General features: G+C 69.3%; 12 protein-coding genes. 9 read left to right on the plus strand and 3 right to left on the minus strand.

Annotation, left to right across the window (positions count from 1 at the left end):
* Window positions 1–2 precede the first annotated feature (2 nt).
* The 5 genes from B9N43_RS01810 to B9N43_RS01830 all read left to right on the plus strand — a co-directional run bounded on the left by B9N43_RS01810 (window position 3) and on the right by B9N43_RS01830 (window position 5,904).
* Window positions 3–1,511 carry a class I adenylate-forming enzyme family protein gene (locus B9N43_RS01810; protein ID WP_145840633.1) on the plus strand — a complete coding sequence of 503 codons (1,509 nt, stop codon included), beginning with the start codon at window positions 3–5 and terminating at the stop codon, window positions 1,509–1,511.
* A 130-nt stretch (window positions 1,512–1,641) separates the two neighbouring features.
* A complete protein-coding gene (locus tag B9N43_RS01815; RefSeq protein WP_145840634.1) occupies window positions 1,642–2,649 on the plus strand; it encodes an XdhC family protein in 1,008 nt (335 codons plus the stop codon).
* Window positions 2,646–4,265: an NTP transferase domain-containing protein gene (locus B9N43_RS01820; protein WP_145840635.1), complete on the plus strand. Its 1,620-nt coding sequence runs from the start codon at window positions 2,646–2,648 to the stop codon at window positions 4,263–4,265. The genes B9N43_RS01815 and B9N43_RS01820 overlap by 4 nt, the downstream gene beginning before the upstream one ends.
* A complete protein-coding gene (locus tag B9N43_RS01825) occupies window positions 4,262–5,485 on the plus strand; it encodes an aminotransferase class V-fold PLP-dependent enzyme (RefSeq protein WP_145840636.1) in 1,224 nt (407 codons plus the stop codon). Before B9N43_RS01820 ends, B9N43_RS01825 begins: the two co-directional genes overlap by 4 nt.
* Window positions 5,482–5,904, plus strand: a complete 423-nt coding sequence (locus B9N43_RS01830; RefSeq protein WP_145840637.1) for an iron-sulfur cluster assembly scaffold protein — start codon at window positions 5,482–5,484, stop codon at window positions 5,902–5,904. Before B9N43_RS01825 ends, B9N43_RS01830 begins: the two co-directional genes overlap by 4 nt.
* 60 nt (window positions 5,905–5,964) lie before the next feature.
* On the opposite strand, the gene B9N43_RS01835 is transcribed toward B9N43_RS01830, so the two are convergent.
* The 3 genes from B9N43_RS01835 to B9N43_RS01845 all read right to left on the minus strand — a co-directional run bounded on the left by B9N43_RS01835 (window position 5,965) and on the right by B9N43_RS01845 (window position 8,236).
* A complete protein-coding gene (locus tag B9N43_RS01835; protein ID WP_145840638.1) occupies window positions 5,965–6,762 on the minus strand; it encodes an electron transfer flavoprotein subunit beta/FixA family protein in 798 nt (265 codons plus the stop codon).
* A gap of 78 nt (window positions 6,763–6,840) precedes the next feature.
* Window positions 6,841–7,167, minus strand: coding sequence for a hypothetical protein (locus B9N43_RS01840; RefSeq protein WP_145840639.1), 327 nt, complete (start codon window positions 7,165–7,167; stop codon window positions 6,841–6,843).
* Window positions 7,139–8,236: a nitronate monooxygenase gene (locus B9N43_RS01845; RefSeq protein ID WP_145840640.1), complete on the minus strand. Its 1,098-nt coding sequence runs from the start codon at window positions 8,234–8,236 to the stop codon at window positions 7,139–7,141. The genes B9N43_RS01840 and B9N43_RS01845 overlap by 29 nt, the downstream gene beginning before the upstream one ends.
* Window positions 8,237–8,566: 330 nt before the next feature.
* On the opposite strand from B9N43_RS01845, the gene B9N43_RS01850 reads away from it, so the two are divergent.
* The 4 genes from B9N43_RS01850 (at window position 8,567) to B9N43_RS01865 (ending at window position 13,553) form a co-directional block, all read left to right on the plus strand.
* Window positions 8,567–9,442 carry an FAD binding domain-containing protein gene (locus tag B9N43_RS01850; protein WP_145840641.1) on the plus strand — a complete coding sequence of 292 codons (876 nt, stop codon included), beginning with the start codon at window positions 8,567–8,569 and terminating at the stop codon, window positions 9,440–9,442.
* 22 nt (window positions 9,443–9,464) lie between these two features.
* Complete coding sequence (locus B9N43_RS01855; RefSeq protein WP_145840642.1) at window positions 9,465–9,959, plus strand: (2Fe-2S)-binding protein; 495 nt, start codon at window positions 9,465–9,467, stop codon at window positions 9,957–9,959.
* Between the two features lie 42 nt (window positions 9,960–10,001).
* Window positions 10,002–12,413 (plus strand): xanthine dehydrogenase family protein molybdopterin-binding subunit, encoded by a 2,412-nt coding sequence (locus B9N43_RS01860; RefSeq protein WP_145840643.1) that lies wholly within the window; start codon window positions 10,002–10,004, stop codon window positions 12,411–12,413.
* A 69-nt stretch (window positions 12,414–12,482) separates the two neighbouring features.
* Entirely contained in the window at window positions 12,483–13,553 is a 1,071-nt protein-coding gene (locus tag B9N43_RS01865; protein WP_145840644.1) for a TIGR03617 family F420-dependent LLM class oxidoreductase, read from the plus strand.
* Window positions 13,554–13,572: the final 19 nt, after the last annotated feature.

Genomic DNA, 13,572 nt, shown 5'->3' on the forward strand with positions numbered 1-13,572 from the left:
CCATGAATCTGGTAATGGCCCTGGAGATGGCGGCGGAGTGCTTCGCCGACCGCATCGCCGTGACCTCCGATGGCAAGAGCATGACCTACGGCGAGCTGCTGGCGGCGGCACGCACCGCGGCGGCGGACATCCGCGCCAGCGGCTGCAAGTACGTCGGCCTGCTGGACATCAACGGCCTGGGCGTGCCCATCGCCCTGTTCGGCGCCGCCTATGCCGGCGTGCCCTACGTGCCGATGAACTACCGGCTCACCAAGCCGGAAATGGAGGCACTGCTGGAGCGCATCGCGCCCGCCTATCTGGTCACCAGCGACACCTACATCAATCCGCTGAAGGTGCCCGCGGGCATCCAGGTGGTGAAGCGCGACGACTTCCTGGTCCGCGCCCGCCGCACCGATCTCACGCCGGTTGAGGCCGCCCCCGGCGAGCCCAGCGACATCGCCATCCAGCTGTTCACCAGCGGCACCACCGGCCAGCCCAAGGCCGCCGTGCTGCGCCACGAGAACCTGATGTCCTACATCCTCGGCACCGTCGAATTCGGCGGCGCGGCGGAAGAGGACGCGGCGCTGATCTCCGTGCCGCCCTACCACATCGCCGGCATCTCCGCCGTGCTGAGCTCCACCTACGCCTGCCGGCGCATGGTGCAGCTGCCCAACTTCGATGCCGCCACCTGGTTGCAGCTGTGCCGCGACGAGAAGGTCACCAACGCCTTCGTCGTGCCGACCATGCTCTCCCGCGTCATCGACCATCTGGAAGCGACCGGCGAGCCGGCCAACGTGCCGGGCCTGCGCGCCATCGCCTACGGCGGCGGCAAGATGCCGCTGTCGGTGATCGAAAAAGCGATGGGCTTGATGCCCGGCGTGGATTTCACCAACGCCTACGGCCTGACCGAAACCAGTTCGACGATCTGCCTGCTGGACCCGGAAGACCACCGGGTGGGCTTTTCCAGCCAGGAGCCGGCGATCCGCAAGCGTCTGGCCTCCGTGGGCAAGCCGCTGGGCACGATCGAAATCGAGATCCGCGACGAGGACGGCAAGCCCCTGGGCCCCGACGAAGCGGGCGACATCTATGTCCGCGGCGGCCAGGTGGCCGGCGAGTACCTGGGCCTGGGCAGCATGCTGGACGCCAACGGCTGGTTCCCCACCCGTGACCGCGGCTATGTGGACCAGTACGGCTATCTGTACCTCGACGGCCGCGCCGACGACGTGATCGTCCGTGGCGGCGAGAACATCTCCCCGGGCGAAATCGAGGACGTGCTGCTGACCCATCCGGCGGTGTCGGACGTGGCCGTGGTGGCCGTGCCCGACGAGCAGTGGGGCGAGGCCGTGGGCGCCGCGGTGGTGCTGAAGGAGAACGCACAGGCCAGCGCCGAGGAATTGCAGAACTGGGTCAAGGACCGGCTGCGCTCCTCGCGGGTGCCGTCCTCGCTGATGTTCAAGGACAGCCTGCCCTACAACGAAATGGGCAAGATCCTGCGGCGGGTGATCAAGCAGGAGTTCAAGGACGCCCGGTAACGGCGATTCCCGCTCCTTGGAAGCGGCCATCGGCGTGCGCTGATGGCCGTTTTTTTTGGCGCTGGCAGCATGGATTTTTCCTCCTGGATGCGATAAAAAAAGATTCGCTGAATCGCTCGGGTATTCTCTGATGACAAACGATTGCGACGACATTCTCCGGCAGTTGCGCGACTGGCAACGGGCAGGGCAGGGCACCGCCCTGGCGACGGTGATCCGCACCTGGGGCTCCTCGCCGCGGCCGGTGGGCAGCCATCTGGCGGTGGAGTCCGGCGGCGGCTTCGTCGGCTCGGTCTCCGGCGGCTGCATCGAGGGGGCGGTGATCGGCGAGGCGCGGGCGACCATGGCGGACGGCCGTACCCGCCTGCTGGAATTCGGCGTCAGCGACGAGCAGGCGTGGGAAGTGGGGCTGGCCTGCGGCGGCCGGGTCCAGGTGCTGGTGCAGCCGATGTCGGGACCTTTGCTCGACGGCCTGCTGGCGGCCCGCGCGGACAACGTCGCGGTGGCCCTGGTGACGCGGCTGGACGATGGCCGCCAGGCCCTGTTGGCGGGCGGCGCGGCGAGCGGCGACCTGGCGTTGGACGCGGCGCAGCTGGCGGCCGTGGGCGACCGCCTGAAGGGTGAACAGAGCGGCTTCCTGGCCGGCGACGAAAACCTCTTCGTGCGGGTTTACCTGGGGGCGCCGCGGCTCCTGATCGTCGGCGCGGTGCACATCGCCCAGGCGCTGGCGCCGATGGCCCGCCTGGCGGGCTATGCGGTGACGGTGATCGATCCGCGCCGGGCCTTCGCCAGCAACGAGCGTTTTTCCGACGTGGCCTTGTCCGACGAATGGCCGGACGAGGCCATGGAGCGCCTGGCGCCGGATGCCCGCACCGCGGTGGTGACGCTCACCCACGACCCCAAGCTGGACGATCCGGCGCTGCTGGCGGCGCTGGCCAGTCCGGCCTTCTACATCGGCGCCCTGGGCAGCACCCGCACCCACGCCAAGCGCCTGGAGCGGTTGCGGGAGCAGGGCGCCGCGAACCTGGAGCGCATTCACGGCCCGGCCGGCCTCGATCTGGGCGGGCGCTCTCCCGCGGAGATCGCGGTTGCGGTGCTGGCTCAGATCGTCCATTGCCGTTACCACGGGGCCGCGGTGTGATCTTCGGTGAATTCGACCTGCCGCAGGCCGAGGGGCTGCGCCTGGCGCACACTCTGAAACGCCCCGGCCTGTCGCTGCGCAAGGGCCGCGTCCTGAGCGCCGCCGACATCACCGCACTGGCGGCGGCCGGCGTCGAACGGGTAACGGGCGCGCGCCTGGAGCCCGATGAGCTGAACGAGAATGAGGCCGCCGCCGCGATCGCCGAGTTGCTGGCCGGCGACCTGCTCGCGCCGCGCAACGCCTACACCGGCCGCTGCAATCTCCACGCCCGCGCGGCGGGGGTGTTGGTGGTGGACCGGGAGCGCATCGACGCCCTGAACCGGCTGGACGAGGCCATCACCGTCGGCACTCTGCCGCCCTACGCGCTGGCGCGGCGCGACCAAGTGGTGGCCAGCGTCAAGATCATTCCCTTCGCCGTTTCCCGCGCCTTGCTCGCCGCTTGGCGCGAGATCCTCGGCGGCCGGCCGCCGCTGCGCCTGGCGGCGCTGGCGCCGCGCCGCGCGGCCCTGATTCTGAGTCGTGGGGATGGTCCGCCGGAGCGGCTGCTGGACAGCACCGCGGCGGTGACGCGCCAGCGCCTCGCGGGCCTGGGCAGCACGCTGGAGCTGGAATTGCGCTGCGCCCACACGGTTCCGGCCGTGACCACGGCCGTCGGCCAGGTGCTCGCGGCCGGCTGCGAACTGGTGCTGGTTTCCGGCGCGACCGTGACCAAGGATCGGGGCGACGTGGTGCCGGCCGCCATCGTCGCCGCCGGCGGCCAGGTCGAGCACTTCGGCATGCCGGTCGAGCCCGGCAACATGCTGCTGCTGGGGCGGGTGGGGGCGGTGCCGGTGGTGAATATGCCCGGCTGCGCCCGCTCCCGCCGCCGCAATGGCCTGGACTGGGTGCTGCAACGGCTGCTGGCGGACCTGCCCCTGGGCAGTCCGGAGATTCGCGGCATGGGCGTGGGCGGCCTGATCCGCAGTCCCTTCGAGGTGGACGAGAGCGGTGGCGAGACGCCCGCGCCGCTGCCGCAGGGCGCCGCGCCGCCGCGCATCGCCGCCCTGGTGCTGGCGGCGGGGCGCTCCAGCCGCATGGGGGAACGGAACAAGCTGCTCTGCCCGGTGGAGGGCGTGCCGATGGTGCGGCGGGCGGTGGAGTCGGCGCTGGCGTCGCGTTGCGCTCAGGTGATGGTGGTCAGCGGCCATCAATCGCGCGAGGTACTGGCGGCGCTCGAGGGTTGCGCCGTCTCCCGGGTGTTCAATCCCGACTACGCCGCGGGCATGGCGAGTTCGCTGCGGGTCGGCCTGCAGGCGCTGCCGGCCGATACCGACGGGGTGCTGGTGCTGCTCGCCGACATGCCCTGGGTCGCCGCCGCCCATCTCGACCAGTTGATCGCCGCCTTCGATCCGGCACGGCCCGAGATCCTGGTGCCCGAGCGCGACGGCCGGCGCGGCAATCCGGTGCTCTGGCCGCGGCATGACTTCGCCGAACTGGAGCGGATCGAGGGCGACGTCGGCGGGCGCGTGCTGATGCAGCGTCACGAGGAACGGGTGCGGGGCGTCCGCTTCGCCTCCGACGCGATCTTCGCCGACGTGGATACGCCCCAGGCGCTGGCGGAGACGGTGCGCCCATGAGCTTCGATCCGCGCCAGATTCGCCTGCAATTCCCACTGCTGACCGGAAACGGCGGGCTGCACTATCTCGACAACGCCGCCACCAGCCAGATCCACCAGTCGGCGCTGGGGGCGCTGGTCCGGCACGAGACCACGGCCCGGGCCAATGTGCAGCGGGGCAGCTATCCGCTGGCGGAGGCCGCCAGCGCCGCCTATGCCGAGGCGCGGCGCCAGGCCGCCGCCTTCCTCAACGCGCCGGATGCCGACGAGGTGGTGTTCACCTCCGGCGCCACGGCGGCGCTGAACCTGGCGGCCGCCTCCCTCGGCGCATCGCTGCGGCCGGGCGACGAGGTGCTGGTGTCGATGGCGGAGCATCACAGCAACCTCCTGCCCTGGCAGCAGTTGCAGACCCGGCGCGGCATCACCCTGCGCCTGCTGCCTCTCACCGACGAGGGTCGGCTCGACCTGGCGGCGCTGCCCGACTGCGTCGGCGAGCGCTGCCGGCTGATCGCGGTGACCCACGCATCCAACGTCACCGGCGCCGTCACCGACGTGGCGGCGGTGGTCGCGGCCGCCCGGCGGGTGGGCGCGCGGGTATTGCTCGACGGCGCCCAGCGGGTGCCGCACGGGCCGGTGGATGTGCAGGCGCTGGGCGTGGATTTCTACGCCTTCTCCGGCCACAAGTGCTTCGGCCCCGGCGGCATCGGCGTGTTCTGGGGACGCGCCGACCTGCTGGCGGGAATGCCGCCCTTCATGACCGGCGGCGGCATGGTGCAACGGCTAGACCCGCAGGGCATCGAGCCGCCGGTCTTCCTCGATCCGCCCGCACGTTTCGAGGCCGGCACGCCGCCCATCGCCCCGGCCGTCGGCCTGGGCGCGGCCCTGGCCTGGATGGCGGAGTTGCCTTGGGAGTCGATCGAGCGCCACGAACGGATGTTGACGGAGCGCCTGCTGCGCGGGCTGGCGGCGGTCGACGGCCTGCGCCTGCTGGGACCGGCGAATCTGGCGCAGCGGCTGCCGGTGGTGTCCTTCGCCATCGACGGCATCCATCCCCACGACCTCTGCCAGGTGCTGGGAGAACGTGGCGTGGCGCTGCGCGGCGGGCACCATTGCGCCCGGCCGCTGCTGGCGCATCTGGGCGAGGAGGGGGCGACCCGCGCCAGCATCGCCCTCTACAACGACGTGGCCGACATCGATGCCCTGCTGAACGGGCTCGACGCGGCGATCGGAGTGCTGCGATGAGTGCCGCCCTGTATCACGAAGCCCTCAAGGCCCTGGCCCAGGCCGCCCATGGGGCGGGTCGTCTGGAGGCTGCCGACGTCAGCCTGCGTCTGGACAACCCCCTGTGCGGCGATCGCATCGATCTGCATCTGCGCTGGGATGGTGACCGCATCGTCGCCCTGGCCCACGAGACCAAGGGCTGCCTGCTGTGTCGGGCGTCGGCCTCCATCCTCGGCCTGCGGGCGCCGGGTTGCGGCGTGGAGGATATCCGCCGGGCGGCCGCCGAACTGGACGCCCTGCTGGCGGGCGGGACGGAAAAACCGAGCTGGATCGAACTGGAGGTCTTCACGCCGGTAGCCGCCCATCCCAGCCGCCATGGCTGCGTGACGCTGCCCTGGCGGGCGTTGAGTCAGCTGTTGTCAGCTGCTGCGCCCAACTGATTAAAAAAACGGCCGCCCAGTTTCGGGCGGCCGTTTTTTGAACTGGAACTGCGCAGCGGCTCAGATGACGCGATCGTTGCGGAGCTTCTGGAGGAGCTGCTGAGCGAGCTCGGCGGGGGAGGCGCCGGAGAGGAACTCGCAATTGCCCTGCACCTCGGGGACGAACTGCCGGGTCAGCACCACGGCCGGCTGCAGCTGGTCGGCGGGCAGCAGCGCGGACGCGGCGAGCTCCGTCGGCGCCATCTTGCGCGCCGCCATCTTCGCCTTCGCCGACGGGAAGCGCGGCGTGCCCAGCTCGTTGCTCACCGTGATCACCGCCGGCGTCTTGCCCTCCACCACTTCGTCGCCGTCCGGCGTGGCGCGCGTCACCTTCAGCACGCCGCCGTTGTATTCCACCGCCCGCGCCAGCGGCGCCACCGCCATCCCCAGCTGCTCGGCGATCAGGATCGGCACCACGCCCTGGTCGTCGTCCGAGGCCTGGCGGCCGCACAGCACCAGGTCGGCGCCGCCGCTGCTCTTGATGTAGGCCGCCAGAAGGTTGGCGATCACCTGGCCGTCGATCTCGGCACCGCCGGCATCGATCGACACGATCTCGTCGGCGCCCAGCGCCGCGCAGTGCTTGAGCAGATCCTTCAGGTCCTGGCCGATGGACACGGCCACGATCTTGCAATCCACGCCCGCATCCCTCAGGCGCAGCGCGGCTTCCATCGCCTGCTCGTCGAAGCCGTTGATCAGCCTCGGCACCGCCGCCACTTCCGGCGTCTTGCCGTCCGCCGCGAACTTCAGGTTGCCCGCCAGCACGTAGTTGTTCACCGCGTTGGGGTCCAGCACTTCCTTCACACACACCACGATACGCATACAGAGAATCTCCGGGATAAAAAGCGCTTCCGGGGAAGCAGTCAAAGTCGGGATCGATCGGTCATCCAGGGGCCAGGCTCATTCCAGGCCGGCATCCAGGGGGCGGCCGGTCTCGTCGATCAGGGTCAGGCTGTCGGCGTCGCACCAGACGGCATCGTAGGCAAAACCGGGAGGTTTGCGGGTCAGCTCGCCGAGCAGGTACCAGCGCCAGGGATAGGGACCGAAGTCCCGGTAGTCCCCGGTGAGGGTGCCGGTGAATTCCTGGCGGCCGGCGTACTTGGTGCCCTCCACGGGGCGCCCGCCGTCGCACTCGGCCCGCTGACCCTTCAGCGCCGGCGTGAAGCCGGAGACGAAGGGCTGGTCATCGACCGCCGGCTCAGGCGTCGGCGAAGCGGTCGAAGACATCGAGGGCTTCCTCGACGATGTCGGACAGGATCTGGCGCGCCGGCTTCATTTCCTTCACGTAGTGGATGCCCTGGCCCGCGGCTTCGGTCATCAGGTCCTTGCGCTGGTAGTCCAGCGAGCCCTGGATGTAGTTCGAGGACAGGATCATCTGCAGGGGCGGCTTCAGCGGCTCGGGGGCGCCCTCGGCGAGCCACTCGTTGTGCCACGGGCAGCGCGTGGTGCGCATGGTGTAGCCGGAGATGCAGTTGGAGTAGACGGTGTCGTCGGTCTCGGCCTCGATCAGGCGTTCCTTCAGCGGCAGATTGACGTCGGATTCGCGCGAGGCCAGCCACAGGGAACCGGTCCACACGCCGTCGGCGCCCAGCGCCAGGGCGGCGGCCAGGTGGCGGCCGGTGGTGACGCCGCCGGCAGCGATCACGGGCACGCCGGTGCCGCGGGCCTGGTCAACGACCTGGGGCACGATGGAGAAGGTGCCGATGTTGCCGGTGTGGCCGGCGGCATCGAAGCCCTGGGCGATGATGACGTCGGTGCCGGCCTCGATCTGCTTCTTGGCCTGGCGCGGCTTGCCCACCAGACCCCAGACCTGCATGCCCAGCTCATGGGCGCGCTTGAGCAGGAAGGCGGGGGAGCCCAGGCCGGAGGCGAAGACGGGAACGCGCTCGTCGAACACCACGTCCAGCTGGGCCAGGGCGCGCTTCTGGTCGAGGCCGCCCCAGTGGTGGATGTCGGGCGCGATCTTGGGATCGGGCACGTTGTACTTCTGCTTGATCATCTGCTCGAAGTCGCGATGGCCCGGGGGGATCATCGCCAGCAGTTCGTCGACGGTCTTCTCTTCCGGCACGGAGGACGGCAGCACCAGGTCGATGCCGAAGGGCTTGCCGCCGATGCGCTCCTTGATCCACTTGATGTCGGCCGCGATCTGGTCCGGGGTGTGCAGGGCTTCGCCCAGCACGGCGAAACCGCCGGCGTTGATCACGGCCACCGCCACGTCCTTGCAGTGGGTGAAGGCGACGACGGGATATTCGATGCCCAGTTTCTCGCACAGTTGGGTATGCAGCGGACCGCTCATGAAACACTCCTTACGGGTTCGGTGAATTCAATGGCGCATGCTCTGCGACCGCGCCTCGATCAGCTCGACAATCTAGCGGCTCCCACCCAAAAAATGAAGCCCCTTCCCCCGCTCACAACCCCCACCCACGCCCCTCTGGCCCAAAATGAACCACGATAGGCCTGATCCGATTCGAGGCCGGTTTTCAGGGGCATTTGGCCGTGGTGCTCGATGGCAGTAGACTAGCGAGCCTGTCGTCCGTCGGCCCGGTCTGCTGCTCCGTTTCGCGGGGAATTGCGGGCGGCGGATGCCCTTTCTTCCGATTGGCCTTGATTGACTCGGGAAATCACGATGAAGCCGGCTCCTTTCGAATACCACGCTCCGGCCACCCTGGCCGAGGCGGTGAATCTCCTGCAGCAATATGAAGACGACGGCATCGACGCCAAGATCCTGGCCGGTGGCCAGAGCCTGATGCCGATGCTGGCCTTGCGGGTGGCGCGTCCCGACGTGCTGATCGACCTGCGCCAGGTGGCGGGGCTGACCGGCGTCCGCGAGGAAGACGGCATGCTCGTCGTCGGCGCGATGGAACCCAAGCAGACCATGGTGGACGCTCCCCTGGTACGGCAGAGGCAACCCCTGTTCCAGGCCGCATCCGAATGGGTCGGTCACCGTCAGATCCGCAACCGCGGCTCCGTGGGCGGCTCCTTCGCCCATGCCGATCCCGCCTCCGAATATCCCGCCGTGGCCCTGGTGCTGGGGATGGAGATGAAAGCCGTGGGGCCTGACGGCGAACGGATCATTCCCGCCGACGAATTCTTCGTCACCTACATGACCACGGCCCTGGAGAGCACCGAGGTGCTGGCCGAGGTACGGATTCCCGTCATGGCGCCAGGCACCCGCTGGGCGATCCAGGAAATGGCCCGGCGCAACGGCGACCTGGCGCTGGCCGGCGTGACGCTGACCCTGCGGATGGAAGGCGGCCTGTGCAGCGATGCGCGGATCGCGGCCTTCGGCGTGAACGCCACGGCGGTGCGGCTGACGGCGGCGGAAGAGGCCCTGGAGGGCCAGCCCGCCGATGCCGCGCTCTTCGCCCGGGCGGCGGCGGCCGGGGCCGAGGCACTGGAAGAGCCCATGACCTGCATTCACGCTTCGGCGGACTACCGGCGGCACCTGGTGAAGGTTCTCACCGAGCGCTGCCTCGCCGAGGCGGTCGGGCGTTCCGCCTGAGACTGACAAGAGGATTCCACCGATGACAACCAAACATCCCGTAAGCGTCAAGGTCAACGGCATTCGCTACGAACGCGAAGTGGAGGCCCGCCTGACACTGGCCGATTTCCTGCGCCACGAACTGGCCCTGGGGGGCACCCACGTCGGCTGCGAGCACGGCATCTGCGGCGTCTGCACCGTGCTGATCGACGGCCGCTCCGCGCGCTCCTGCCTGACCCTGGCGGTCCAGATCGACGGCGCCGAAGTGACCACCGTGGAAGGCCTGCGCAACCGCGAGACCGGCGGCCTGCACCCGATCCAGCAGGCCTTCGTCGAGGCCCACGGCCTGCAATGCGGTTTCTGCACCCCCGGCTTCATCATGACGACCCTGGAACTCCTGCGCGAGAATCCGGACCCCAGCGAGGAGGAGATCAAGGAAGCCCTGGGGGGCAACCTGTGCCGCTGCACCGGCTACCAGAGCATCCTGGAATCGGTGAAGCTGGCGGCGGCGAAGCTGCGCGAAACCCAGGGCGCCTGAGCCCGACACCTGGCCCGAGAGAGAAGAGGCGGAAAGCACATCATGGCGATCGAGATACCCAAACTGCCGGAACAGTTACCGACCACGGCGCCGCGCTTCGTCGGCAAGGAAGTCAAGCGCATCGAGGACCCGGGCCTGGTGGCCGGGACCGTCGAGTTCATCGACAACCTCTCGCTGCCGGGCATGCTCCACTGCGCGATCCTGAGGAGCCCCCACCCCCATGCCCGCATCGTCAGCGTCGACGCGAGCGCCGCCCTGGAGATGCCCGGCGTCCACGCGGTGCTCACCGGCGAGGACGTCAAGCGCTGGAGCAATCCGGTCTTCACCGCGCCGGAAGGCTGGGGCGCCTACTGCATGGCCGTGGACAAGGTCCGCTTCGTCGGCGAGCCCGTGGCCGCGGTGGCGGCCGAGAGCCGCTACCTGGCCGAGGACGCCCTGGAGCTGATCCAGGTCGAATACGAGGTGCTCCCCCCGGTGGTCAATCCCGCCGCAGCCATGGCGCCCGACGCGCCCATCCTCTTCGAGGATCGGGGCACCAACGTGATCCAGAGCCGCACCTACACCTGGGGCGAGGTGGACAAGATTTTTGCCGAGGCCGACCACATCATCAGCGACAGCTTCCGCTGGAACCGCGTCGGCGCCAATCCGACCGAGACCTTCGGCTGCATCTGCCAGTGGGATCTGGTCGAGAACAGCCTGACCTGCCGCGGCTCCTACCAGACGCCGCGCTTCATGTCCCTGGGCCGCGGCGGCGCGCTCAACCTGCCGGCCAACAAGGTCAAGATCATCACCCATCCGCAAGGCGGCGGTTTCGGCGGCAAGGGCGGCCCGCGCGGCACCGACATCGCGTCCCTGCTTTCCCGCAAGGCCTTCGGCCGGCCGGTGAAATACATCGAAGACCGCATGGAATACCTGCTCGCCGGCGGCGGCCAGTCCTGGGACCGCTACTACGAAGCGTCCCTGGCCGTGAAGGCCGACGGCACCGTGACGGGCTTCCGCGTCAAGCTGGTGGACGACCAGGGCGCCGGCGCCGAAGGCTATGGCACCATCTCCGCCGCCAAGCCCCTGGCGGCCTTCACCGGCGCCTACCGGATCGAGGCCGCCTTCTACGACCTGACCCTGGTGGCCACCAACCGGGCGCCCACCTACCCCTACCGTGGCTATGGCCCTCCGCCCCATTTCTTCGTCCTCGAATCCCTGATGGACAAGACGGCACGCACGCTGGGGCGCGACCCGGCGGACCTGCGCCGGCAGAACTACATCAGGAAGGACCAGTTCCCCTACACCATCCCCAGCGGCAACGAATACGACAGCGGCGATTACGAAGCCGTGCTGGACAAGGTGCTGGCGCTGGCCGATTACCCCGCGCTGCGGGCCGAGCAGGCCAAGGCTCGCGCCGAAGGCCGGCTGGTGGGCATCGGCGTGGTGAGTACGGTCGAGCCCGGCGTCTTCGACTGGAACGCCTACGCCACCGTCGGCGTGCCGGGCGTGGGCGTGCCCGAGGGCGTCAAGGTGGCCGTGGATGTGCTGGGCAACGTCACCGTGGCGGTGGGCTTCCAGCTCCAGGGCCAGGGTCAGTTCACCGTGGCCGCCCAGGTGGTGGCCGATTACCTGGGCGTGGACATGAACGCCGTGAAGGTGGCCTCGGCCCCGACGGACGTCGCGATGCCCCATTTTGGCCAGGGCGGCAGCCGCCTGGGCGTGTCGGTCAGCGGCGCCATCCTCGGCGCCTGCGAGAAGCTGCGGGCGACCTTCTGCCAGGTGGTGGCCCACATGATGCACACCACGCCGGATCAGATCGAGTTGATGGACGGCCGCCTGCGCCTGCGCGCCAATCCCGAAGTCGGCATGAGCCTGGCCGAAGTCGCGGGCCTGATGCTCTCCCGCAGCGACCTGCTGCCGCCGGGCATGGAACCCTGTCCCGAGGCCACCTTCGTCTGGACCGGCCCCGGCCGCACCGCGCCCGACGACCAGGGCCGTTGCAAGAGCTACCTCACGGCCGCCGCCGCCACCCACGTGGTGCTGGTGGAAGTCGACAAGGACACGGGGCGCACCGACATCCTCAAGTACTGCATCGTGGACGACTGCGGCACCCGCATCAACCCGGCCATGGTGGAAGGCCAGCTCCAGGGCAGCGTGGCCCAGGGCGTGGGTGCGGCGCTGTTCGAGGAGTACGTCTATGACGACCAGGGCCAGCCCCTGGTGACCACCTTCGTGGACTACCTGATCCCCACGATCCACGAAGTGCCCATGACGGAAAAAGCCGCCGTGGTCACGCCGTCCCCCTTCTCGCCCCTGGGCGCCAAGGGCTGCGGCGAGGGGGCGATCCACACCGCGCCGGCCGCCGTGGTCTGCGCCATCAACGACGCCCTGGCTCCCCTCGGCGTGGCGGTGCGGGAGACGCCGGCCTCGCCCCACCGGGTGTGGAAGCTGCTGCAGCAAGCCAAGCAATAAGATGCCGCACCGCGCCGCACCCCGAAGGTGCGGCGCGCGCCTTTCGCCAACCAATCCGAGGATGACCCCATGGCACTGCGTGTCGAAACGGCCCTGATGGGGCCGGATACCGATCAATACGCCGGCAACGGCCAGAACCGGCCGACCCTGGCGCGGCTGGCCCAGATCGCCCGGCAGATGGAGGACCTGGGTTTCGACGGCCTGACCACGCCGGAAGCCGGCCACGACCCCTTCATTCCCCTGGCCATCGCCGCCGAGCACACTTCGAAGATCACCCTCGGCACCAACGTCGCGGTGTCCTTTCCGCGCAGCCCGATGATCGCCGCCCAGTCCGCCTGGGACTTGCAGAACCTCTCGGGCGGGCGCTTCACCCTTGGCCTGGGCACCCAGGTCAAGGGCCACAACGAGCGCCGCTACAGCACGCCCTGGACCAGCGCGCCGGGCCCGCGCATGCGCGAATACTTCCAGTGCCTGCGCGCCATCTTCCAGAGCTTCCAGAACCCGGAGCAGCCCACTTACTTCGAGGGCCAGCACTACCGCTTCACCATGCTGCCGCCCTTCTTCAATCCGGGGCCCATCGAACATCCCAAGGTACCCCTCTACGCCGCCGCGGCCAACACCTACATGGCCCGGCTGGCGGGCGAGATGTGCGAAGGATTGCGGCTGCATCCCATCGCCACCTTCCGCTACACCAAGGAGGTGATCCTGCCGGCGGTGGCCGAGGGCGCCGCCAAGGGCGGCCGCGCCATGGCCGATTTCGACCTGATCGGCGCCCCCTTCATGGCCCTGGGCAGGAACGATGCGGAACTGCATGCCTCCAAGGAAGCATTGCGCAAGCAGATCGCCTTCTACGCATCGACCCGTTCCTATCACACGGTGCTGGCCCACCACGGCTGGGAAGACATCGGCCTGGAGCTGCACCGCCTCTCCGTGGCCGGCGAATGGGCGAAGATGCCGGCCCTGATCAGCGACGAGATGCTCGAAGAGTGGGCGGTGATCGCCACCTACGACCGCTTGGCGGAGGCGATCAAGGCCAAGAGCGACGGCCTCTTCCAGACCGTGGTGCTGGTGCTGCTGGGCGAGGCCCGCAACGACCTGGACCTGCTGCGCGAGACCGTGGCCAAGCTGCACCAGGCCTGAAGATTTCAACGTACTGACG

This window comes from Denitratisoma sp. DHT3 (genome assembly GCF_007833355.1).
Classification (GTDB): Bacteria; Pseudomonadota; Gammaproteobacteria; order Burkholderiales; family Rhodocyclaceae; genus Denitratisoma.

Bases quoted from the DNA above. Each gene is read 5' to 3' on its own strand.
- B9N43_RS01810 (WP_145840633.1), top strand. From the start codon at position 3: ATGAATCTGGTAATGGCCCTGGAGATGGCGGCGGAGTGCTTCGCCGAC.
- B9N43_RS01815 (WP_145840634.1), top strand. From the start codon at position 1,642: ATGACAAACGATTGCGACGACATTCTCCGGCAGTTGCGCGACTGGCAA.
- B9N43_RS01825 (WP_145840636.1), top strand. From the start codon at position 4,262: ATGAGCTTCGATCCGCGCCAGATTCGCCTGCAATTCCCACTGCTGACC.
- B9N43_RS01830 (WP_145840637.1), top strand. From the start codon at position 5,482: ATGAGTGCCGCCCTGTATCACGAAGCCCTCAAGGCCCTGGCCCAGGCC.
- B9N43_RS01835 (WP_145840638.1), bottom strand. From the start codon at position 6,762: ATGCGTATCGTGGTGTGTGTGAAGGAAGTGCTGGACCCCAACGCGGTG.
- B9N43_RS01840 (WP_145840639.1), bottom strand. From the start codon at position 7,167: ATGTCTTCGACCGCTTCGCCGACGCCTGAGCCGGCGGTCGATGACCAG.
- B9N43_RS01845 (WP_145840640.1), bottom strand. From the start codon at position 8,236: ATGAGCGGTCCGCTGCATACCCAACTGTGCGAGAAACTGGGCATCGAA.
- B9N43_RS01850 (WP_145840641.1), top strand. From the start codon at position 8,567: ATGAAGCCGGCTCCTTTCGAATACCACGCTCCGGCCACCCTGGCCGAG.
- B9N43_RS01855 (WP_145840642.1), top strand. From the start codon at position 9,465: ATGACAACCAAACATCCCGTAAGCGTCAAGGTCAACGGCATTCGCTAC.
- B9N43_RS01860 (WP_145840643.1), top strand. From the start codon at position 10,002: ATGGCGATCGAGATACCCAAACTGCCGGAACAGTTACCGACCACGGCG.
- B9N43_RS01865 (WP_145840644.1), top strand. From the start codon at position 12,483: ATGGCACTGCGTGTCGAAACGGCCCTGATGGGGCCGGATACCGATCAA.